This is a genomic window from Geobacillus stearothermophilus ATCC 12980, assembly GCF_030369615.1.
Taxonomy (GTDB): domain Bacteria; phylum Bacillota; class Bacilli; order Bacillales; family Anoxybacillaceae; genus Geobacillus; species Geobacillus stearothermophilus.
Genome location: NZ_CP128494.1, coordinates 1067898 through 1090678, shown reverse-complemented (window position 1 = coordinate 1090678; position 22781 = coordinate 1067898). Strand labels below are relative to the sequence as shown.

General features: G+C 54.0%; 20 protein-coding genes and 1 pseudogene. 1 reads left to right on the top strand and 20 read right to left on the bottom strand.

The features are described 5' to 3' along the window. Positions 1 to 35 precede the first annotated feature (35 nt). The 20 genes and pseudogenes from QSJ10_RS05860 to dpaA all read right to left on the bottom strand — a co-directional run bounded on the left by QSJ10_RS05860 (position 36) and on the right by dpaA (position 22316). Positions 36 to 929 carry a helix-turn-helix domain-containing protein gene (locus tag QSJ10_RS05860; RefSeq protein ID WP_033016821.1) on the bottom strand — a complete coding sequence of 298 codons (894 nt, stop codon included), beginning with the start codon at positions 927 to 929 and terminating at the stop codon, positions 36 to 38. Positions 930 to 955: 26 nt separating this feature from the next. Continuing rightward, a complete protein-coding gene (locus tag QSJ10_RS05855; RefSeq protein ID WP_033012189.1) occupies positions 956 to 1747 on the bottom strand; it encodes a DUF3388 domain-containing protein in 792 nt (263 codons plus the stop codon). 128 nt (positions 1748 to 1875) lie between these two features. Then, positions 1876 to 2124, bottom strand: a complete 249-nt coding sequence (locus QSJ10_RS05850) for a DUF3243 domain-containing protein (RefSeq protein WP_033016862.1) — start codon at positions 2122 to 2124, stop codon at positions 1876 to 1878. 67 nt (positions 2125 to 2191) lie between these two features. After that, the gene (gene ymfI / locus QSJ10_RS05845) at positions 2192 to 2908 is read right to left on the bottom strand and encodes an elongation factor P 5-aminopentanone reductase (RefSeq protein WP_053532333.1); all 717 of its coding nucleotides are present in this window, start codon (positions 2906 to 2908) and stop codon (positions 2192 to 2194) included. Positions 2909 to 3099: 191 nt separating this feature from the next. Beyond that, positions 3100 to 4389 carry an EF-P 5-aminopentanol modification-associated protein YfmH gene (gene yfmH, locus QSJ10_RS05840; RefSeq protein WP_049624705.1) on the bottom strand — a complete coding sequence of 430 codons (1290 nt, stop codon included), beginning with the start codon at positions 4387 to 4389 and terminating at the stop codon, positions 3100 to 3102. Next, complete coding sequence (yfmF, locus tag QSJ10_RS05835) at positions 4370 to 5665, bottom strand: EF-P 5-aminopentanol modification-associated protein YfmF (RefSeq protein ID WP_053532332.1); 1296 nt, start codon at positions 5663 to 5665, stop codon at positions 4370 to 4372. The genes yfmH and yfmF overlap by 20 nt, the downstream gene beginning before the upstream one ends. A 184-nt stretch (positions 5666 to 5849) precedes the next feature. After that, positions 5850 to 6809, bottom strand: a complete 960-nt coding sequence (locus QSJ10_RS05830) for an ABC transporter permease (protein WP_049624703.1) — start codon at positions 6807 to 6809, stop codon at positions 5850 to 5852. Continuing rightward, positions 6810 to 7856 carry an ABC transporter permease gene (locus tag QSJ10_RS05825; protein WP_044741264.1) on the bottom strand — a complete coding sequence of 349 codons (1047 nt, stop codon included), beginning with the start codon at positions 7854 to 7856 and terminating at the stop codon, positions 6810 to 6812. Continuing rightward, entirely contained in the window at positions 7856 to 9382 is a 1527-nt protein-coding gene (locus QSJ10_RS05820) for an ABC transporter ATP-binding protein (RefSeq protein WP_049624702.1), read from the bottom strand. The genes QSJ10_RS05825 and QSJ10_RS05820 overlap by 1 nt, the downstream gene beginning before the upstream one ends. 525 nt (positions 9383 to 9907) lie before the next feature. After that, positions 9908 to 10999 (bottom strand): BMP family lipoprotein, encoded by a 1092-nt coding sequence (locus QSJ10_RS05815; RefSeq protein WP_033016826.1) that lies wholly within the window; start codon positions 10997 to 10999, stop codon positions 9908 to 9910. Between the two features lie 84 nt (positions 11000 to 11083). Continuing rightward, a pseudogene (locus tag QSJ10_RS05810) lies at positions 11084 to 11816 on the bottom strand (GntR family transcriptional regulator). 320 nt (positions 11817 to 12136) lie between these two features. Next, positions 12137 to 14461 carry a DNA translocase FtsK gene (locus tag QSJ10_RS05805; RefSeq protein WP_033016827.1) on the bottom strand — a complete coding sequence of 775 codons (2325 nt, stop codon included), beginning with the start codon at positions 14459 to 14461 and terminating at the stop codon, positions 12137 to 12139. Between the two features lie 107 nt (positions 14462 to 14568). Next, positions 14569 to 14793 (bottom strand): YlzJ-like family protein, encoded by a 225-nt coding sequence (locus QSJ10_RS05800; protein WP_033008053.1) that lies wholly within the window; start codon positions 14791 to 14793, stop codon positions 14569 to 14571. Next, complete coding sequence (locus QSJ10_RS05795) at positions 14790 to 15527, bottom strand: ClpP family protease (RefSeq protein WP_033016828.1); 738 nt, start codon at positions 15525 to 15527, stop codon at positions 14790 to 14792. Before QSJ10_RS05795 ends, QSJ10_RS05800 begins: the two co-directional genes overlap by 4 nt. Before the next feature lie 115 nt (positions 15528 to 15642). Further along, positions 15643 to 17313 carry a ribonuclease J gene (locus QSJ10_RS05790; RefSeq protein WP_033016829.1) on the bottom strand — a complete coding sequence of 557 codons (1671 nt, stop codon included), beginning with the start codon at positions 17311 to 17313 and terminating at the stop codon, positions 15643 to 15645. Between the two features lie 178 nt (positions 17314 to 17491). After that, positions 17492 to 18361 carry a 4-hydroxy-tetrahydrodipicolinate synthase gene (gene dapA, locus QSJ10_RS05785; protein WP_033008058.1) on the bottom strand — a complete coding sequence of 290 codons (870 nt, stop codon included), beginning with the start codon at positions 18359 to 18361 and terminating at the stop codon, positions 17492 to 17494. 31 nt (positions 18362 to 18392) lie between these two features. Beyond that, positions 18393 to 19622: an aspartate kinase gene (dapG, locus tag QSJ10_RS05780; protein ID WP_053532331.1), complete on the bottom strand. Its 1230-nt coding sequence runs from the start codon at positions 19620 to 19622 to the stop codon at positions 18393 to 18395. A 19-nt stretch (positions 19623 to 19641) separates the two neighbouring features. Next, positions 19642 to 20685, bottom strand: a complete 1044-nt coding sequence (asd, locus tag QSJ10_RS05775) for an aspartate-semialdehyde dehydrogenase (protein ID WP_033008061.1) — start codon at positions 20683 to 20685, stop codon at positions 19642 to 19644. A gap of 120 nt (positions 20686 to 20805) precedes the next feature. Then, a complete protein-coding gene (locus QSJ10_RS05770; RefSeq protein WP_033016831.1) occupies positions 20806 to 21414 on the bottom strand; it encodes a dipicolinate synthase subunit B in 609 nt (202 codons plus the stop codon). Further along, a complete protein-coding gene (gene dpaA, locus QSJ10_RS05765) occupies positions 21411 to 22316 on the bottom strand; it encodes a dipicolinic acid synthetase subunit A (RefSeq protein ID WP_049624699.1) in 906 nt (301 codons plus the stop codon). The genes QSJ10_RS05770 and dpaA overlap by 4 nt, the downstream gene beginning before the upstream one ends. Positions 22317 to 22502: 186 nt before the next feature. On the opposite strand from dpaA, the gene QSJ10_RS05760 reads away from it, so the two are divergent. Further along, a complete protein-coding gene (locus QSJ10_RS05760) occupies positions 22503 to 22745 on the top strand; it encodes a YlmC/YmxH family sporulation protein (RefSeq protein WP_033008066.1) in 243 nt (80 codons plus the stop codon). Positions 22746 to 22781 lie beyond the last annotated feature (36 nt).

The window sequence follows — 22781 nt, the reverse complement described above, 5'->3', positions numbered from 1 at the left end:
GCAGGCGCCTTCCTGCGGAAAAGCGCCCTGTTCCATCATTTCTTCAACACGAAATGCAGCTTTTGGTATACTTCCTCTTTCGGGGCAAACGGGTAGGCAAACGGTTGGCCGTTCACCTTCATCTCAACATCGAGCGTGCGCCCGATTTTCACCCATACTTCGCTTTCGGCCGACAGATCGAACGTTTTCGTCTGCCCGCTTGTCAAGTTGCCGCGGTAAAACGTATGGCCTTTCGTATTGTATACTTCGACCCATGACGTTCCTTTGGATGAAAGCTCGATGGAAAACGAGCCGGAGCTGGCGACTTCAATCGTCGCCGTGTTGCCGCGCTTTTCCGTCACATTCATCGCCGCAGCCGGCTGTTCTTCTTCGCCAGTCGGCGCTGGCTGTTCATTTTGCTGTCCGTTTTCATTCGTTGCCTTCTCGTCCGTTTCCTTCGCCGACTGCTTTTGTTTCGCCTGTTCAAGCGGCGACTGTTTCGGCTTTTCCACTTCCGCCGTCTCCGGGCTCGTTTTCGCCGGGGGCTCGTTTGCCGTGCCGCGCTGGAGCAGCACCCAAACAAGAACGGCCGCCCCGACGACGGCCGCCGCGATCAAGGCTTTCGGCAGCCAGTCGAGCCATTTCGTCCCTTCGGCAGAAAGCTGTTGGCGCGTTTTCACGCGCGACAGCGGCTGCGGAAGATCATCTTGGTACGATTGCGGAATGTCCTGCTTATATTGTTCAAACAGCTCATCCGGATCGAGGCCGACCGCCTCGGCGTATTGTCTAATGAAGGCGCGCACATAAAAATTGCCCGGCATAATGGCGTAATTCCCTTCTTCAATGCCGATCAAATACCGCTTCTGAATCTTCGTCATCTCTTGCAGCTCGTCCAAGCTGATGTTTTTTTCCTCCCGCGCTTCCCGCAAACGTTTTCCCAGTTCCGTCAACAGCCAACACCTTCCACTTGTTAAAATTAAAATCCAAATTCGGAAAATCCGTCTCCGCCCAGCAAGGACGGGCGTTCAATCGCATCGTAGGAAATGTCTTCATCCGGTTCATGGCGCAGCTCAATAATATAGTCAAAATCATCAAGCGTATATTCCGTATGGCGGACAAACATGTCCGGATGTTCCACGACCTTCGTCGCCTCGAGGCGCATCAGCTCACGGATGAGCTGCCAGTGCTGCTCATTGCCGCGGCGCGTCGAAACGATGCCGTCGACAATGAAAATGTTGTCCTCGCTATATTCGTCTTCCATCAGCTGCGTGCGGACGGTCTGCTTGATCAGCGTCGATGATACAAACAGCCACCGCTTATTGGCGCATACGCTCGCAGCAACGATCGACTCCGTCTTGCCGACGCGCGGCATCCCGCGAATGCCGATGAGCTTATGCCCTTTTTCTTTAAAAATTTCTGCCATAAAATCGACCAACAGCCCAAGCTCGTCGCGAACGAAGCGAAACGTCTTTTTGTCGTCGGCATCGCGCTGAATGTAGCGGCCATGGCGGACGGCCAAACGATCAAGCAGCTTCGGCTGGCGGAGTTTCGTCACCGTAATGTTGTCCATCGTCCGCAAAATTGTCGCCAGCCGCTCGATTTGTTCGCTGCTGTCGCAAAGAAGCAACATGCCGCGGCGCGAATCCCGGACGCCATTGATCGTCACGATGTTGATCGACAACATGCCGAGCAACGAGGCGACATCGCCGAGCAACCCTGGACGGTTGACATGAATCTCATACTCCAAATACCACTCCTGCTTGCCCATCCCGTCTCCTCCCTTGCCGCTGTCCGCACGAACGCCTTATGCTAAGTTCATACTACTATAACCGCGAACGGAAAAGCAACCGAAAAGAGGAAAGAAAAAAGAGAGGGAGCCCCTCTCTTTACCGGGTGTTATTTTTGTTGGACAAGTTTCACCATCATGTTGGCAAGGGCATGCTGTTCTTTTTCATCCGCAACGCTCCAAAGGTCGGCGAGCACCCGTTCTTCCGGGTTTCTCGGGTCGACGTGTTTCGCCAAATAGTCCCCGATTTGATAGGCGACATCCGAGATCACTTGCTGGGTCAAACCTTGTTGCTGCGCTTGCTGCAGACGTTCCGATAAAAAGTCTTTCCATTGTTCAAAGTTATCCAGTACCGACATGTTCATTCCCTCCCTCCTTGATGAACGTTTCAAGGGTAGTTTGCCTGCGGGCGAAAAAAATATACGCTCAACAATACCAGCCGCCGTTGACAGAGATGATTTGACCGGTGATGTAAGAAGCGGCGTCCGACAACAAAAACGCCACTGTTTTCGCCACTTCCTCAGGGGTCCCGAGCCGGCCGGCCGGAATTTCATCGGCGAGCGCCGCCAATTCTTCTTCGCTGAACGGCCGGAGCATATCTGTGGCGATCGCTCCCGGCGCGACGGCGTTGACGCGGATGCCGCTCGGGGCGAGCTCTTTCGCCAGCGCCTTGGCGAACGCGTTTTGCCCGCCCTTGGTCATCGAATACACCGCTTCGCATGAGGCGCCGCACAACCCCCAAATCGAAGAAATGAACACAATTTGGCCGCGCTTTTTCGAAATCATCGGCGGCAGCAGTTTTTTCACAAGCTGCGCCGGGCTTGTCACATGGAGGCGCACCATCCGTTCGATCAGCTCGTCATTCATGTCGGTAAGCAACCCGTAATACGTGGCCCCGCTGTTATAAATGATGGCATCGATCGGGCGGTCGAGGTGGGAAAGCAGTTGGTCGACCCCGCCCGGCATCGACAAATCCGCTTCCACCGGCACGGTGTGCACGCCGGTTAGTTCGGCTTGCAGCGCCTCAATGGGCGCGCGGCGCCGGTAGTAATGAAGAAAAAGTCCATAGCCGCCTTGCGCGAGCTCGCGGGCGATGCTTTGCCCGATCGCGCTTGACGCTCCGGTAATTAACGCATAGCGCATCGAACGTTCTCCTCCTTCTGTTGGACGCAAAAAAGGGGCTGACGCAAAAGCCCCTTTTTGATGAAATGAAACTGAAAAACATGGGAAAGAGACCACCTCTGAAATCGTTGGTTTTACCAGGGGTTTCAGGGTGGTCTAGTTTTCCATGCTGCCCCAGATAGGGGCATTACCGCTCTTTCGGTCAGCCCCTGTCATTGCCCTTTTGGCACAACCTCGCAAACGGCGATTTGCGAATCGCGGAAACACACATCGGCAATGGCTGCAACGTCGTCAAGCGTCAACGATGACAACGCCGGCAAAATGTCAAACAAGCTCGCGCCGTAAAACGCGTAGCGCGTAAACTGGTTGGCGATATACTCCGGCGAGTTGAGCGCGCGCAAAAAAGCGCCGATTTTTTTCTTTTTCACCCGCTCAAATTCTTCCTTTTTTATAGTCTCCGCGGCAAACGACAGCAGCACCGTTTGAATTTCCGAAGCGAGCCGTTCAGCGTCCCTTGTATCGCCGCCGATCAACGCGAAGCCGAACCCGCGCTCTTCTGTATAATCGTACATAAACGTATCATCGATCAATCCTTCGCGGTACAGCCGTTCATAATGCGGCGAGCTTTTTCCAAACAAATAGTCTAATGCGACGTGGAAGGCAAGCTCATGCCGAAGTTTTTGTTCGCCGGCTTCAGGAACGGACGGTGCTTTGATGCCGACAAAGCACTTGTTCGTCTGCACATGCATCGGAATCACTTTTTTCTTTTCCGCTACTGCGCTCGGTTCTTCATACGCAAACCGCTTCACTTCCGGGGCTTGCGGGAACGACTTTTTCGCCTGGTTGTCGCGGATTTGCTGCATGATTTTTTGTTCATCGACCGGGCCGACGACAAACAAAAGCATGTTGCTCGGGTGGTAAAACGTTTCGTAGCACTCATACAGCAACTCTTTCGTAATTTGGGCGATCGATTCAACTGTGCCGGCGATGTCGATTTTGACCGGATGGTTGTGATACATGCTTTCGATGGCGCCGAAATAGACGCGCCAGTCTGGGTTGTCGTCGTACATCCGGATTTCCTGGCCGATGATCCCTTTTTCTTTTTCCACTGTCTTGTCGGAAAAGTACGGGCTTTGCACAAAATCGATCAACGTTTCCAAGTTTTTCTCGACATTGTCGGTGCTTGAGAACAAATAGGCGGTGCGGGTGAACGTCGTAAAGGCGTTCGCCGAGGCGCCTTGTTTGCTGAATTGCTGAAACACGTCGCCGTCTTCTTTTTCAAACAGCTTATGCTCCAAAAAATGGGCGATGCCGTCCGGAACGCGCTTCATCTCCGTTTTACCGAGCGGGACAAACTGGTTGTCCACCGAACCGTAATTCGTCGTAAACACGGCGTACGTTTTGTTGAATCCCTTTTTCGGCAAAATGTACACGTCAAGACCGTTGTCCATTTTTTCATAAAACAGCTCTTCGCGCAGCGTCTCATACACCCGTTTTTCCATCTTCCGTCGCCTCCATTCCGGTCAAAAAGTACACCGTATCCAACTCCACCTTGTCAGCGACGCGCACCACATCCTCGCGTGTCACTTGATCGGTGCCGGCCATCCATTCATCGATCGGGCGCTTTCGCGTTGAGACGACGTTATGGTACAACACCTCGACAAGCCCGCGCGGCGTATCGAGCGTCTCAAGCAGCTGGTTGCGGATGACCGCTTTCGTCTGCGCCATTTCTTCATCTGTGAAATCGCCGTTTTTCATCGCCTGCATTTGCTCATCGATGATGCGGCGCGCCTTCTCATAGTTGGCCGGTTCAATGCCGGACATGACCATCAAAAGCCCTTTATGGCTCTCAAGCCTTGAGGCGGCATAATAGGCAAGGCTTGCCTTCTCGCGGACGTTGATGAACAGCTTCGAATGGGAAAAACCGCCAAAAATGCCGTTAAACATTTGCAAGGCGTAGTAATCGTCATCCTCGTATGTGACATTCGTTCGGTAGCCGATGTTCAATTTCCCTTGCTTGACGTCTTGCCGTTCGATCACTTCCTTCACTTCCCCACGCGCTTTTGCCTGAGCTTGGGGCGTACGCGCCGGCTCTGCGCGGTCGGACAGCAAAAAGCGCTGACGGACGGTGTTGAGCACCTCTTCTTCGTCGATATCGCCGATGACATACAGGTCAAGCTCATCTTCAGCCAACGCCCGCTCATAATAGCGGTGCAGTCTTTCCGCTGTAATGGCGTCGACATCCTCGAGCTCGCCATTAGGCGAGAGCGCGTACGGTTCGCCTTTGCACATTTCTTCTACAAGGCGCATGTTCGCATAGCGCATTTTGTCATCATACACCGCCTGAATGCGTTGACGGAGTGCCCGCTTTTCCTGCTCGACAATGTCGGTGACAAACCGCCCGCCATCAAGAGCCGGGCGGAACAGAAGATCGGCCAAGAGCTGAAGCGCTTTCGAAAGCAACGGTGTTTGCTCCGGCAAAAATCGTTCATTGGCGACATCGATACGAATCGTCATGATATGATGTTCGCCTTTTTTCGTTAAATCGACGTTCAGCGTCGCCCCGTACAGTTCATCCAAATAGGTGCGCAGCGCCTTAACGCTCGGATAGTCGGCCGTGCCGCTTTGCAAGACGTATGGCAAAAGCGCGCGCAGCGTGACCGTTTCTTTAGCAAGAGGGGCCTTCATTTTCCAAACGATCGTGTTCGTTTTGTACTTATCGGTCGAAATCGTATGGACGCGAACCGGTCCGACCGCTGTGACTTTTTCGTCGACCAATCCAACTCCTCCTTTTCTGTCGCAAAATGGGCGGCATGCTTATTGTGAGATGTCTTATCAACAATATACCTGTTGCCAAGCGACAAATGCAAACAAATCCGCCTAGTTCGTCCGATGCGCTTGGAAACATTGCCATCATGGGAATGAAAAACAGCTGTCCGGTTGCGCCGGACAGCTGCAAGTTCTACCGTTTCCCTTTGATATATGGCGTGCCGGCCGCTTTCGGCGCCTCCGCCCGCCCGATGAAGCCGGCGAGCGCCAAAATGGTGAGCACGTACGGGGCGATGAGCAAGTAAACCGTCGGAACGTTTTTCAAAAACGGAATGGTTTGCCCGACAATGCTTAAGCTTTGCGCCAGTCCGAAAAAGAGCGCCGCTCCCATCGCGCCGATCGGATGCCATTTGCCAAAAATCATGGCGGCGAGCGCCATAAATCCGTGCCCAGAAATCGTCGCATGGCTAAAATCGCGGGAAATGATCGTCGCGTATACCGCACCGCCCAAACCGCCGAGCGCCCCGCTGATCATGACGGCGATGTAGCGCATTTTGGCGACATGAATCCCCATCGTATCCGCCGCCATCGGATGTTCGCCGACCGCACGCAGCCGCAGGCCAAACGGCGTTTTATAAATCACATACCAAGAGACAAACGCCAACAAAATGGCGATGTACGACGTCACATACGCATTGGAGAATAACAGCGGGCCGATGACCGGGATGTCGCTCAACACCGGCACATCGATTTTGTCAAACCCGACTTGAATTTGGTCGGTCTGGCCTTTGCCGTACATTTTTTTGACTAAAAACAGCGACAGGCCAAGCGCCAAAAAGTTGATCGCCACCCCGCTGACGACTTGGTCGGCGCGAAAGGTAACCGACGCGACAGCGTGCAGCAGGGAAAATACAGCGCCGACCACCATGGCAGCCAATAAGGCAAGCCACGGCGTCCATTCGCCAAACCGATCGGCAAACGTCAAATTAAAGACGATGCCGACAAACGCGCCGATGGTCATCAATCCTTCAAGCCCGATGTTGACGACGCCGGACCGTTCGCTGAACACACCGCCAAGCGCCGTGAAAATGAGGGGAGCCGCAAAGAAAATCGCTGTCGGGATAATCGTCTGCAACACGTCATACATGCTCACTTACTCCGCCCCCTTTTGCCAGCGAGATAACAGCCAGCGAATCATATAGCTCGATGCCACAAAGAAAATGATGAGCGCGATAATAATATCGACGAGTTCGGTCGGCACGCCGGCGCTTGATGGCATTTCCAACGCCCCGACTTTTAAGGCGCCAAACAACAAGGCGGAGAGCAAAATGCCAAACGCGTTGTTGCCGCCGATCAGGGCGACGGCGATGCCGTCAAACCCGAGGCCGGTAAAGCCGGCTTTCGTCGAGATGTTTCCAAATGTGCCAAGCCCCTCCATCGCCCCGGCGACGCCGGCAAAAGCGCCGGAGATGACCATCGCTAAAATGATGTTGGCGCGCACGTTCATGCCGGCATACTGGGAGGCATGCTGGTTGAACCCGACCGCCCGCAGCTCAAACCCTTTCGTCGTCCGCTCAAGCAAAAACCACATGACAAATGCGGCGGCGACAGCGATGAAAATGCCGTAATGCATGGTGGAATGATACGTAATGGCATCAAAAAAGTCGGAGTGAAGCGATGCGCTTTCTTTCACCGGCTTTGATTTAAATCCCTCATCGGACAAAACGGAACGGATGATGGCGTTCGTTACATGCAAAGCAATATAGTTCATCATAATCGTAATAATGACTTCATGCACTTTTAAATACGCCTTTAGCACGCCTGGGATCAGCCCCCAAAGCGCTCCGGCGAGGGCGGCCGCCAAAATGGCGAGCGGCAAATGGATGATTTTCGGCAAGTCGAACGACACGCCGACCCAGACGGCCGCCAGCCAGCCGACGATCAGCTGCCCTTCGACCCCGATGTTAAACAAGCCGGTGCGAAAAGCAAACGCCACCGCCAACCCGGTTAAAATGTACGGCGTCGTCTGGCGGATCGTTTCGCCGATATAGTACGTATCGCCAAATGCCCCGTACACGAGAGCGTAAAACCCAGCGATCGGGTTGTAGCCGCTCACGAGCATGACGATGGATCCGGCAGCCATGCCGAGCAAGACGGCCAATACAGGAATCAACAATTGCTGGAGACGGTTTGACTTCATCACGACACACCTGCTTCCTTCCGTTTACTTCCAGCCATCAGCAGCCCGAGCTCTTGTTCCGTCGTCTCTTTCGGATCGACGATGGCGACAATTTTCCCCTCATAAATAACGGCGATCCGGTCGCTGACGTTCATGACTTCATCGAGCTCAAATGAGACGAGCAGCACCGCTTTGCCGCGGTCGCGCTGTTCGATGAGCCGCTTATGGATAAACTCGATCGCGCCGACGTCAAGCCCCCTTGTCGGCTGGGCGGCGATCAACAAATCCGGGTCGCGGTCAACTTCGCGGCCAATGATCGCTTTTTGCTGGTTTCCGCCCGACAGCGCCCGCGCCTTCGTATATTCATCCGGCGTGCGCACGTCAAATTCGCGGATGAGCTGGCGCGCTTTTTCGTAAATGGCTTGAAAATTCAACAGACCCCGTTTCGAGTACGGCGGCTGATAGTAGGTTTGCAGCACCATGTTTTCGCCGATCGGAAAGTCAAGGACAAGCCCGTGCTTATGCCGATCTTGCGGAATATGGCCGACGCCGGCTTCGATGATTTTGCGCGGCGGCAAATTCGTAATGTCTCGGCCGTTGAGGCGGATTGTCCCTGATTCAGCTTTGATCAACCCGGTTATGGCTTCAATGAGCTCGGTCTGGCCGTTGCCGTCAACTCCAGCAATGCCGACGATCTCGCCGGCGTGCACCGTCAAGTTCAAACCGTTGACCGCTTTGATCCCGCGCGCGTCCTTGACGACTAAGTCTTTAATTTCCAACACCGGTTTTCCCGGCTCAGCCGGTTTCTTAGCGGTCGTAAACTGCACCTCGCGGCCGACCATGAGCGCCGCCAGTTCGTTCGGATTCGTCTCCGCCACATTGAGCGTCGCAATTCCTTTGCCGCGGCGGATGACGGTGACGCGGTCGCACACTTCCATAATTTCTTTAAGTTTGTGTGTAATTAAAATGATGGATTTTCCTTCGCGGACGAGCGTGCGCATAATTTGGATGAGCTCGCGGATTTCCTGCGGCGTCAACACCGCTGTCGGTTCGTCAAAAATCAAAATATCGGCGCCGCGGTAAAGCGTCTTTAAAATTTCCACGCGCTGCTGCATGCCGACGGAAATGTCGGCGATCTTCGCTGTCGGATCGACCGCGAGTCCATATCGTTCCGACAATTCGCGCACTTCCCGCTCCGCCCGCTTCATATCGATCGTTCCGACCCGCGTCGGTTCGCTGCCTAAGATGATGTTTTCCGTCACCGTGAACGTATCGACGAGCATAAAGTGCTGATGCACCATGCCGATGCCAAGATCGTTGGCGACGTTCGGGTCGGTGATGCGCACCGGCTTTCCTTTCACACGGATTTCGCCGCCGTCCGGCTGGTATAAACCGAACAGCACGTTCATGAGCGTCGATTTGCCGGCCCCGTTTTCGCCAAGCAGAGCGTGTATCTCCCCTTTTTTCACTTGCAGCGTAATGTTGTCATTGGCGACAAACGTGCCAAACACTTTGCGGATATTGAGCATTTCAATCACGTATTCCAAGCGATTCACTCCTTACTCAAGCAAGGTCAAAATCACAAAATGAAAGGCGACAGCGAAACGGCCGCCCTTCATCCTATTTCGCGCAGGAGACTCCCACTTCAACGACCAAAGGGAGTAAGTGGGAGAGGAATGCGCGTTCCCCCTTTCTTTTGTGTATGATCGAATAAAGACGTGGAGAAAACCGTTCAATAAAGGCACTCCAATCACGGCTGCTCGATGTATGGGGTTGGCTGCAGGAAACGTTGTAGCCGTCAAACATCGAGCGCAGGTCTGTCTGTTGTGTGTGGAAGCCAAGTACTGCCAACAGACACACCGAGAGAATCGGCAACGATGCAGGCATGACCTGCGTCGTTGGGCAGCGGTCAACCTGCCCCCTGATGCAACCCCAAGTCAAGGAAGGAGGACGAGGTCCGTTTGCACTTCTGGGGAGTGGCAGGCCCCCACTTCAAGCGTTAGCGAAGTGGGGGGAGTTGACGATTTTGAAGAAGGCTAGCGGCTCGCGCTAGCCTTCTTCGCCGTTGTTCGTCACTTGATCGTCGCAGCGAATTGCTCGTACTCTTTCCGGTTTGTCGGAACTTTCACTTCGCCTTTGATGATTTTTTGCTTCCATTCGTCAACGGTTTTTAACACGTTCTCCGGAATGTTGCCTTGCGTCGGGGCAATGCCAACCCCATTTTCCGGCAACCCGTACTCAATCGTTTTGCCGCCCGGGAAGTCACCCTCTTTCGCCCGTTTCGCCGTGTCATAGACAGCGACGTCGACGCGTTTCACCATCGAAGTGAGCGTTACGTTGTACGTTTTGCCGCCGACTTTCACTTCTCCCTCCGGCGCTTGGTCTTTGTCAACACCGATGACCCAAATTTCGCGGTTCGGATCTTTCTTCTTCAAATCTTTCGCTTCCGAGAAGACGCCGTTCCCAGTCGCTCCAGCTGCATGGTAGATGATGTCGATGCCAGACGCGTACATGCTCGAGGCGATCGCTTTCCCTTTATCCGCTTGGTCGAACGCCCCGGCGTATTGCACTTCCACAGTCGCCTTCGGATTGACCGCTTTCACGCCGGCGCGGAATCCGCTTTCGAATTTTTCGATCAACGGAATCTCCATCCCACCGACAAAGCCGATTTTATTCGTTTTCGTCATCAAACCGGCAACAACGCCGACAAGGAACGAGCCTTCATGCTCCTTGAACGTGATGCTGGCGACATTGGGCTCATCAACAACCGTGTCGACGATGGCGAAATGTTTTTTCGGGTTTTGCTTCGCGACTTCTTTCACCGCGTCGCCCATCAAATACCCGATGCCGAAAATCAAGTCAAAGTCGCTGCGCACGAGCTTGTTTAAGTTCGTGGCATAGTCAGCGTCGCTCGATGACTGCAAGTAGTCGTAGCCGCCGCGGCCTTTTTCTAACCCGTTGTCTTTGCCGAACTTTTGCAGCCCTTCCCAAGCCGACTGGTTGAACGATTTGTCGTCAATGCCGCCGACGTCGGTGACCATGGCGACACTGAACGTATCTTTCTGATTGCCGCCTCCCGCATTGTTGCCGGCTTGTCCGCAGGCGCTAAGCAGCGTGCCGGCGGCAAACAGGACGGACAACACCAATCCGATTCGCTTTTTCACATTCACTGCCCCCCTGGCTTGAAAATTTGTTCTTTAATTAGTATAAAGCTTCCGCTCTCTTTCTATGTACCCATTTTCACCCCCTTAAAAGCTGAACCGCTTCCGCATGACATGGAAGCTGAACTTGTCGGAGCGGAAGTAGTTGACGGAATAAAAAATCGGCTCGTCGTTTTTATCGAAATGCATTTGCTTGAGCACAAGCAGCGCCGTTTCCGGGTCGCATTGCAAAATCGGCGACACTTTTTCATGGTAGCCGAGCGGCTCGATGCGCGCAACTGCATAGGCGATGTCGCGATGCGTTTGGTTGTGCAAGTTTTCAAACAACGATTCGTGTTCGTACGAAATGCCTTTTGGCAAATACTTGCACAAAATTTTATCGAGGCAATAGACGACCGGCTCCCCGTCGGCGGTGCGCACCCGCTCGATCAACAAAATCTCGTCGTCCGGGCGGCATTGAAAACGGCGCATATCGTCTTCTGTCGGCAGCAGGATGGAAGAAGACAAAAAAAATCGTTCCCGGTTTTCGTCCGGCTTGGCGGATCATGTCCGTGACGATTGAGAGCTGCTCGATGCCGGACGTAAACAGCGGCCGGGCGTTGACAAACGTTCCGACGCCGTGGCGGCGGATGATAATGTTTTCTTCTTCCAGCACCCTGAGCGCTTCCCTCAATGTCGCCCGGCTGACGCCAAGCTGTTTGGCAAGCTCAAACTCAGACGGCAGCTTTTGCTTTTCTTTGTACACGCCAGTTTCAATATCGTGTTTCAAACGGTCGATGACTTGCAAGTACAGATGGCGGTTGTCTGATTTGATTGACATGACAACGTCCTCCACATGATCTCCTGTAAGAGTCAGACCTCTGACATTAGACATATAACCTTTTTGAGACTACTATATCATTTTTTACTGGCCAAATAAATAGGGTTATCAAATTTTGTCGAAAAAAAAGATATGTTTATGAAAGCGATTCCAATGTGGCATACGATTGGCAGGCAGGTGGCATCGACCTGCCTGCTTAGCGATCAGGGCTTGCGATGCAGCGCAAAAGACTGTTGATTTCAGCCCATGTTCAATGGAAAAAACTCGTGACGCCAGCGCTTTTCTGACAAAATGCTCTGAGGCCCATTTTCCGCCGAGTGCTACGACGTCTTTTTCAAATCTTCTTTCGACCAAAGAACCGCGCGCGGTTTGCTCCCTTCGTACGGACCGACGACGCCTCGCTCCTCCATGGCGTCGATCAGCCGGGCGGCGCGGTTGTAGCCAATGCGGAAGCGGCGCTGCAGCATCGACACAGAAGCGCTTTGCATTTCCACAACAAGGCGGACGGCCTCTTCATACAAGTCGTCTTCGAAGGCCGATGCGTTCGCCTCCTCTTCCGGTACGATCATCTCCTCGTAATATTGGGCCTGCTGCTGGCCGATGACAAATTGGACGACGTCTTCCACTTCTTGATCGGACACAAATGCGCCTTGCACGCGCACCGGTTTGGACGCGCCCATGGGCAAAAACAGCATGTCGCCGCGGCCGAGAAGTTTTTCCGCCCCGCCCACATCGAGAATGGTGCGTGAGTCAATTTGCGATGAGACGCTGAACGCGATGCGTGACGGAATGTTGGCCTTAATGACGCCCGTGATAACGTCAACCGACGGGCGTTGAGTGGCGATGATCAAGTGAATGCCGGCCGCGCGCGCCATTTGCGCCAACCGAGTGATCGCCTCTTCCACATCTGACGAAGCGACCATCATCAAGTCAGCCAGTTCGTCAATGATGACGACGATATATGGCAAAAGCGGCTGCTGCTCCAGCGCGGCTTCGTTCTGCTGACGGATATGCTCGTTATACCCTTCAATGTTGCGCGTGCCGGTATGGGAAAATAGCTCGTAGCGCCGTTCCATTTCTTGGACGACTTTTTTCAGCGCTTGAGCCGCTTTTTTCGCATCGGTGACGACCGGCGTCAACAGATGCGGAATGCCATTGTAGACGCTTAGCTCGACCATTTTCGGGTCAATCATCATCAACTTCACTTCATGGGGCTTGGTGCGCATGAGCAGGCTGACGATAATGCCGTTGATACAGACGCTTTTCCCGCTCCCGGTAGCGCCGGCGATCAACAAATGCGGCATTTTGTTCAACTCGGCGGCAACGACTTCCCCGGAAATGTCGCGCCCGAGCGGGATCAACAGCTTGGATTCGGACCTTGTGTGCTCGACCGCCTCCAGCACTTCGCGCAGCGAGACGGTGGCGATCTCCTCGTTCGGCACTTCGATGCCGATTGCGGACTTGCCGGGGATGGGCGCTTCAATGCGGATGTCTTTCGCCGCCAAGGCGAGCGCCAAGTCGTCGCTTAAGCTGACGATTTTGCTTACTTTCACCCCGACGTCCGGGTACACTTCATATTTTGTCACCGCCGGGCCAAGGTGCACCTGCGTCACTTTCGCTTTAACGCCAAAGCTTTGGAACGTTTTTTCCAGCTTGCGCGCATTGGCATAAATATTCGCATGGTCGGTCGACTGCCCAGCCGGCTTTGGCGGACGGAGAAGTTCAAGCGGCGGCAAATCGTAATTGGCATTTTCATGCTCGGAAAACGCCAACGGCGGGGATGCCCCCCCTTCGCTGTCGTCATCTTCCACAGGCAGCTGTTTCTCTTCTTCCGGCTCGGCGGCCGCCCGGACGGCGGCAAAATCGGATATGATCGGCGGCGGCGAAAGCAATTCGTCGTCCGCCTCAGCAGCCCCGGCTTCTGCCGATTCCTCGGCCGGATAGGCGGCCGTCCGCCGTGAACGCCGGCCTCGTTCTACACTCGCTCGCCGTTTTCTCCCCGCGAGCCATTGTTTCACATCGGCGACGAACGCCAGCCATTCCTTCCGCACAAGCGCGGCCGCCCCAACAACTATCTGTCCGATCGTTTCGCGCAGCGATTTCCCGGTCAATACGACAAAGCCGACTACAAACAGCAGAAAACAAATCCATTTTGTCCCGAGCGAATCAAACAGCTGATAGCTGGCGGCAAACAACAGAGCGCCAGCCATTCCGCCGCCTAGGTCGGCATGGGACTCCTTTCCGCCCGCCTCGTTCCAAAACATCGCCCACGTCGTCCGGATGACGCTCGGATCAAGCTCACCGCGCCGCGACATGAGCTCAAATAACTTCTCGTGACTTAGCAGCAAAAGCGCCGCTGTGATGACTGACACGCCGACAAACGGACGGCTCGCCCATGACGGCCACGATTGTTTCCAAATGAGGATGAGCGATAAAATGAACACTCCCCCTATTAACAGCATGTACCATTCGCCGAAAAAAAAGCGGCCGACAAGCACGAATGTTTCCCCGACAAGCCCGAGGCGAGCCATCGCCACAACGGCAACAGCCAGCAGCCCGAGACCGATCAATTCAAAGCGAATTGTCTCCGTCCATGACTGTTTCTTTGGCGTTTTTCCTTTTTTTTGTCGCTTTCGTTTCGCCATGATCGCTCACTCCAACATGAATGAATTGGCAAGCCGGAAAAAGCAGCCAACAATGGCTGCTTTTTTCTGTTTGTCTATTATTATATCATGAACAACTTGACAATTCATTACGATGTTGCGACAGAAACCGGAAACCGCACCCCTGGCGCATACTTGGCGTTTAAAAAATGATAGGGGTTGGTGCTTAAGTTTTGCACGATTTCATATTCGCCCGTATCGGTCATTTGGACGAGCAACGGGATGCCTTCGTAATGCACTAGCTTTTGCTTTTCATACGCGGCCGCATCGACCGGGAACACCAAATGTTCCGGCATGATCGTGTACAAAATCATTGGATCATCTTCCCTTCGCCGCCTTTTTTCGCTTCGATCAGCTGGCGCAGCTTCGCCATGGCCTGTGAGACACCGCCCACTTCATCGATCAAGCCGTACCGGACCGCATCGGGACCGACGACGTTCGTGCCGATGTCGCGCGTCAAATTGCCTTTGGAAAACATGAGCTCTTTAAACTTCTCCTCGCTAATGTTGGAATGCTTCGTTACGAAGCGGACGACGCGTTCCTGCATTTTATCCAAATACTCAAACGTCTGCGGAACGCCAATGACAAGCCCCGTCAAACGGATCGGATGAATCGTCATCGTCGCCGTCTCAGTGATGAACGAATAGTTGCACGAAACGGCGATCGGCACGCCGATCGAATGGCCGCCGCCAAGCACGATGGAAACGGTCGGTTTTGACAGCGAAGCGAGCATTTCCGCAATCGCAAGCCCGGCCTCCACATCACCGCCGACCGTATTTAAAATGACGAGCAGCCCTTCGATTTTCGGATTTTGCTCAATGGCGACGATTTGTGGGATCACATGTTCGTATTTTGTCGCCTTGTTTTGCGGCGGCAGCTGAATATGACCTTCAATTTGGCCGACAATCGTCAGACAATGAATGTTCGTATCCGGTTCCATTTGCGGGACATTCGTCTGCCCAAGCTGGGTGATGGTAGCAGTGGCCTCTTCCGTTTTCGTTTCCGGTTTTTCTTCCGTCTCTTCCTGAAGGTAACGCTCCTTGTCCATCGATTCCTTCTCCTTTCTATCGGTCATACGTTTAGTATGGCCGAAAAGAAAAAGAAAAATGCCGGCAACGGTTCATCGTTTCCAGCATTTCCCTTGGACTTTGAGCATGATTGCGTTATACCTCCATAATAATCGGCAAAATCATCGGCTTTCGCTTCGTTTTCTCAAACAAAAACTGGCTTAGCGCCTCGCGAATGTTCGCCTTTAACGATGACCATTCCAGCATGTATGATTCCAGACAGCGCTTAATGATCTCCGACACCATTTGCTCAGCCTCTTCCAACAGCGTCTCCGCCTCGCGCATATAAACGAATCCGCGCGATATGATTTCCGGTCCAGCAGCAATCGTTTTCGCTTCTTTGTTTAGTGTCACCACGGCGATCAAAATGCCGTCCTGCGACAACAAACGCCTGTCGCGCAACACAATGTTGCCGACGTCGCCGATGCCGAGGCCATCGATTAAAATGTTGCCGTACGGCACTTTACCGCCAGGGCGGGCGGCTCCGCCGCGAAATTCGACCACTTCACCTTTGTCAAGCAAAAACGTCCGCTCTTCCGAGATGCCGACCGCCTTCGCCAACCGGGCGTGCGCCTTTTGCATTCGGTACTCCCCATGCACCGGGATGAAATATTTCGGCTTCATCAAATTAAGCATGAGCTTAAGCTCTTCTTGGCAGCCGTGCCCGGACACGTGCACTTGCCGATTGTGGTAAATGACGTTCGCCCCAGCCCGGTATAGGGCGTCGATCGTTTTCGAAAACCCAAGCTCATACCCCGGCATGACAGAAGCAGCGACGATGACGGTGTCTCCTTCTTTAATGTTCACCTGCTTGTTCGCCTGCCGCGCCATGCGCCAAAGCGCGCTCATCGGCTCGCCATGACCCCCGGTCGTCAAAATGACGAGTTCATCATCCCCATAGCGGTCCAAGTCGTAGGCAGAAATCGTCACCTTATCCGGCAGATGCAAATAACCGAGGCGGACGGCGATGTCCATAATTTTATGCAGCGTTTTGCCGATCACCGCCACCTTGCGCCCGTACTGCTTGGCGGCGTAAAGCACTTGTTGGATGCGCGTAATGTTCGAAGCATAGCAGGCGACAAACACGCGCCCTTTCGCGTGGCCGATCACATCTGCAATCTCATGGGCGACGGCTGTATCAGAGCCGCTGTAGCCCGGACGCTCGGCATTCGTGCTGTCCGACAAAAGACAAAGCACCCCTTGTTCGCCGATTTGCGCCATTTTCCCCAAGTCGGCGCGATTATTGCCATACGGCGTCTGGTCAAATTTAAAATCGCTCGTGTACACGATCGCCCCTTGCGATGTATGCAGGCTGATGCCGATGGAATCGGGGATGCTGTGGATCGTGCGGAAAAACGTCACTTTTGCTTTGTCAAACAGCAGTTCAGCGTCAGGATGAATTTCATTCAGTTTGGCGTTTGCAATGCCTTGCTCTTTTAAAATCGCTTCCGCCAACCCGAGCGTCAGCTTCGTCCCGTAGACTGGCACAGACAGCTGCTTGAGCACGTAGGCGATCGCTCCCATATGCTCCTCATGCCCGTGAGTGAGAAAAATCGCCTGAATGCGGTGCTGCCGTTCAATTAAGTAGGCAATGTCCGGGATGACTTTGTCAATGCCAAACATCTCATCTTCCGGGAACATCACCCCGGCATCGAGGACGAAAATGTCCTCGTCCAATTCGACGACATACATGTTTTTGCCGATTTCCCCGACTCCCCCAAGGGCAAAAATGCGTATTTTCTCTACTGGCTTTATTTTGGATTTCAAGGCTGCGTCCTCCCAATTGTGATGCTAACCCGCTCAAAGTCACTTGCCTTTATTATAACGAATTGATGCCAAAAAACACAAGATGGTTCATGAACGAGCCGGCGCATTTCACCGTCTCGACAAAAAAGCCCCAACGTCCGAACCGACGCTGGGGTCATTTGCTGCACGAATATGGCCATCAAGCATCAAGCAGACGGCTGAGCTCGTTTCGCTCCTGCTCGGTGAGCGGAACGAGCGGAAGGCGCACCGAGCCGACATCCAAGCCGCGCAACTGCAGGGCGGTTTTCACCGGCACCGGGCTCGGCGCAGCGAACAGCCCTTTCATGAGCGGCAGCCATTTCCGGTGCAACGCGGCGGCGGCTTGATGGTCGCCGGCCTGGAATGCACGAATCATTTGTTGCATTTCGTTGCCGATGATGTGCGATGCAACAGAAACCACGCCGGCGCCGCCGATCGCCAACACCGGCAGCGTCAAGCTGTCATCGCCGCTATACAGTTGAAAATCGTCCGGCGTGCGTTCAATGATTTCCGCCATCGCTTCTAAATTGCCGCCGGCTTCTTTGACCGCGACAATATTCGGAATCGCTGCCAGCCGAATGACGGTCTCAGGAGCGAGGTTGACCGACGTGCGCCCCGGCACGTTGTACAACATGACCGGCAGCGGCGTGCTCTCAGCGATCGCTTTAAAATGCTGATACAGCCCTTCTTGATTCGGTTTGTTGTAATATGGCGCCACAAGCATGACAGCGTCGACGCCTGCTTCTTCCGCCCGTTTCGTCAGCTCGATCGAGGCGCGCGTATTGTTCGTTCCCGTCCCAGCAATAACCGGCACGCGGCCATTGACGACGGAAACGACATGGCGGAACAGTGCGACTTTCTCTTCCGTCGTCAACGTCGGCGATTCGCCGGTCGTGCCTGCGACAACAAGCGCATCCGTGCCGTTGTCAAGCAAATAGTTGACGAGTTCTGTCGTTTTCGCTAAATCTAAGTTTCCTTTTCGGTCAAAGGGAGTGACCATCGCAGTGACGACATTCCCGAACTGAACCACGGTTTTCACTCCTCATTTTCAAATCGGTTGATCATTCGTCCTGTTTGGCCTCGGACAAGCAAAAGGCGTCGTGCAAGGCATTGACGGCCTTTTCCATATCGTCTTGTTTGACTAATACCCAAATGGTCGTATGGCTGTCTGCCGATTGCAAAATTTGAATGCCTTGCTCCGATAGAGCGGTGACGATTTTGGCCGTTACTCCTGGCACACCGGCAATGCCGGCGCCAACGACCGACACTTTGGCGCAGCGGGGCGTCACAACCGGATCATAGCCAATGCGGCGCAAAGCGGCTATCGCTTTTTCCGTCATATCTCCGCTCACCGTATAGACGACGCCGTACGGTGAAATGTTGATAAAGTCGACGCTGATTCCTTCGTGAGCCATCGCCTGAAATACATCCGACTGCAGTTCATAATGCCCTTCTTTTGCCAACACTTTCATTTGCGTCACATTGGCGACGTACGTAATGCCCGTGACGAGACGCTCTTTCACATCGCTTCCTCTTTGACCGCGCACCGATGACGTAACGAGCGTCCCTGGCCCATCGGAATACGTTGAACGGATGCGCAGCGGTACTTTCGCCTGCATGGCGATTTCCACCGCGCGCGGATGGATCACTTTCGCCCCTTGGTACGCCATATTGCAAATTTCCGTATAGGTGACAACTTCCAACGGCCGAGCATTTTCGACAATACGCGGGTCGGCCGTCATCACGCCATCGACATCGGTAAAAATGTCAACCCACTCGGCGTTTAGCGCCGCGCCGAGCGCCGCGGCCGATGTATCGCTCCCGCCGCGCCCGAGCGTTGTGATGTCTCCGTTTTCCGCCATGCCTTGAAAGCCGGCGACGACGACGACGTCGTATTCCCGAAGCGCTTCAAGCAACCGTTCGCAGCGCATTTCAACAATTTTGGCGTTCGTATGATCACTGGTCGTGCGAAATCCGGCTTGCGCGCCGGTAAACGCCGTCGCCTTGATGCCGTGTTCGTTCAGCAAGTTGCTGAACACGACGCTCGAAATGATTTCCCCGCACGCCATAAGCATATCTTGCTCGCGCTTCGTCACATGGTGACGGGCTCCGCCGATCAAGCCAAGAAGCGTGTCGGTCGCATACGGATCGCCTTGGCGGCCCATCGCTGATACAACGACGACGACTTTGTACCCATCTTCAAGCGCGTTTTCAATATGGCGGCGCGCCAAGTTTCGCCCGCGTTCGTCGCGGACGGACGTGCCGCCGAACTTTTGAACAATGATTTTCATGATAACCCCCCGATGCTCGTTAAATGAGCCCGAGCTTCAGCAAACTTTCGGCAATTTGCACGGAATTTGAAGCAGCCCCTTTTAGCAAGTTGTCGGCAACAATCCATAAATGAAAGGCGCGGCTGTTGTCCAAATCGCGGCGGATGCGGCCGACAAAGACGTCGTATTGGCCGACGCAGTTGGCCGGCATCGGATACAGCTGTTCGCTCGGATCGTCTTGGAGAACGACGCCCGGCGCCTCGCGCAGCACCGCTTGCAAATCGGCAGCCGTGACGCCGTCTTGCTCGATCTCGATATACACCGACTCCGAATGCCCGCTCGCCACCGGAATGCGTACGCACGTCGCCGCGACGCTCAGCTCGGGCATATGCATGATTTTTTTCGTTTCGTTGATCATTTTCATCTCTTCGAACGTAAACCCGTTATCTTGAAACTTATCGATTTGCGGAATGGCGTTAAACGCGATTGGGTAATGCTTCCGGTCCGATTTGACCGGCAAAATGGTTGCCTCGAACGGCTTATTGTCAAGCACCGCTTTCGTCTGCTCGTACAGCTCTTCAATCGCCTGCGCCCCTGCTCCCGAGACGGCCTGGTACGTGGAAACGATGACGCGGGATAAGCCGAACGCCTTCCGAATCGGCTCAAGCGCCACGACCATTTGAATCGTCGAGCAGTTCGGATTGGCGATGATGCCGTTATGCCATGTCAAATCGCTTTCGTTCACTTCCGGGACGACAAGCGGCACGTTTTCCTCCATCCGGAATGCGCTCGTGTTGTCGATGACAATCGCCCCGCGCCGAACCGCCTCCGGCGCCAATGCTTTCGACACTGCGCCGCCAGCGCTGAATAAGGCGATATCAACCCCATCAAAGCGCTCGGGCGCGGCGGCCTGCACTTCAATCTCTCTGCCGCGGAAGCGCATTTTTTTGCCAGCCGAGCGTTCTGACGATAACAACGTTAATGTTCCGACCGGGAAGTTCCGGTCTTCAAGCGTCCGCACCATTTGTTGTCCGACTGCCCCCGTGGCTCCGACGACAGCGACATGGTATTGTTTTTCAGCCATCAGCCATTCTCCTTCCACATCGTCACTCTAAAGAGATGAATTCATAGTCTTTATTTTATCACATTCCGCTGCGGACGAGAGAAAATTTTTCTGTCCGGTGTCGATTTTCCACACCCTCCGTTAGTCGTTGTAACGGAACCGTTCGATCACAACTGGCTGCAGCTGCTTTCCTTCCAAGGCGGCAAGCACAGTGTCATGCAGGAGCGTCATGCGCGCCACCATCGAGTTCGGTTTGGCGTGCGGAGCATCTTGGCCAAACGGGATGAAGTAAATGTTTTTCGCCGCCATCAGCCGCATCAAATTGACGCCGTTTAGGCCGAGGGCGTCATTCGTGGAAATGCCGAGCACGACCGGGCGGTGGTTGCGCATCGTCGCCTTGGCGGCCATCAACACCGGTGAATCGGTCATGGCGTTTGCCAGCTTGCTCATCGAGTTGCCGGTCAGCGGCGCGATGACCATGCAGTCGAGCGGGATTTTCGGCCCGAGCGGTTCAGCCTTGACGATCGTGTCAATCACCTCGTTCCCGGTCAATTGCTCGAGTTTTTTCACCCACTCTTCCCCTTCGCCAAACCGGGTGTTCGTCGTCTTCACCGTATACGTGACGATTGGCAGCACCTCCGCCCCTTCATTCACGAGTTTTTCAATTTCCGGGAACACAGCGTCATACGTGCAGTGCGATCCAGTCAGGCCGAAGCCGATCCGCTTCCCCTTCAGGCTTTTTTCGCTCATTGTTTATTCTCCTTCCGTTTCTGTAAATCTTGATACAAAAGCTGCGCCAAGACGTTGGCGATAATTTGTCCGGCCGTTTTCGGCGCGACGACCCCCGGCAGCCCAGGCGCCAAGATGGCTTTCACTCCGCGCTTTTCAGCATAGCGAAAATCGGTGCCGCCCGGCTTTGACGCCAAATCGATGATCAGCGTATGGGCCGGCATTTTCGCGATGACGCTCGCCGTTACAATCAAATGGGGGACGGTGTTAACACAAACGTCGATATCGCGCACTTCTTTTTCCAAATCATTTAAATGAAACGGTTCAAGCCCCATTTCCGTAATGCGGGCCAAATGTTCCGACCGGCGCGCCCCGACTTTCACTTTTGCCCCCAAAGCGGCAAATGTCCGGGCGACGGTCATGCCGACGCGCCCCAATCCTAAAACGGCGATGCGGGAACCGTGAATCGTAAAATCGGTGTGCTGGATCACCATCATCACCGTTCCTTCAGCGGTTGGGATCGAGTTGTAAATGGCGACATCATCGCGCTCAAACAGCTGGATGTATTTGCGCCCGGTCTTTTTCATCAGTTCGTCTAAATACGAGTTGCTGATGCCGGAATAAACGGTGCACCGCTTGGCTGTTTTTTGCACCATCTCTTCCGTGAACGGAATCGGTTCGTGGGAAAACACGCTGTTGACCTTGCCATCCAATGTCGTGCCGTGAACCGGCAAAATGATCGCATCCAGGTCGGCAAAATCGACCTCCTCGATCGACATCTTCGTCGCCCCGGTAAAATGGTGGGCGAGCTGGTCAAAGCCGACAAGCGACAATTTGGCGTCCAGTTCAACAAGCTTGCGAATCACTTCAAGTTGCCGCGCATCACCGCCGATGATGGCGACATGCATTCCTGTCAGCATCATATGTCCTCGTCACCTTCTTTACTGGCAAACTGCTCCATTTCTTTTCCCATCTTATGTTGGAAGAAAAATATAGGTGAATGCTCTTGGCGGAAAAATAGGCCATTGGCGGGCGGCATTTTTTGCCCGCCCGTTTCTTACAATAGAAGTAGGGAAGAGGGAAGGGGGAAGGGGGAAGGGGGAATCAGCGTGAGGCTGAGTGAATTAAGCGGCAAAGAAATCGTCGATGTGCGGCGGGCGGAGCGGCTTGGGGTGCTTGGGCAAACGGATTTGGAAATCAACGAGCAAACAGGGCAAATCGAAGCGTTGCTCATCCCGACTGGAAAATGGTTCGGGTTTCGCAAAGACGGGCAGGAAATTCGCGTGCCGTGGAAGTATATTCGCAAAATCGGCGCCGATATGGTGATGATCGACGCTCCGGAACAAGAATGACGGGCGCGCCAAACGAAAAAAGCTAACAACCTCACA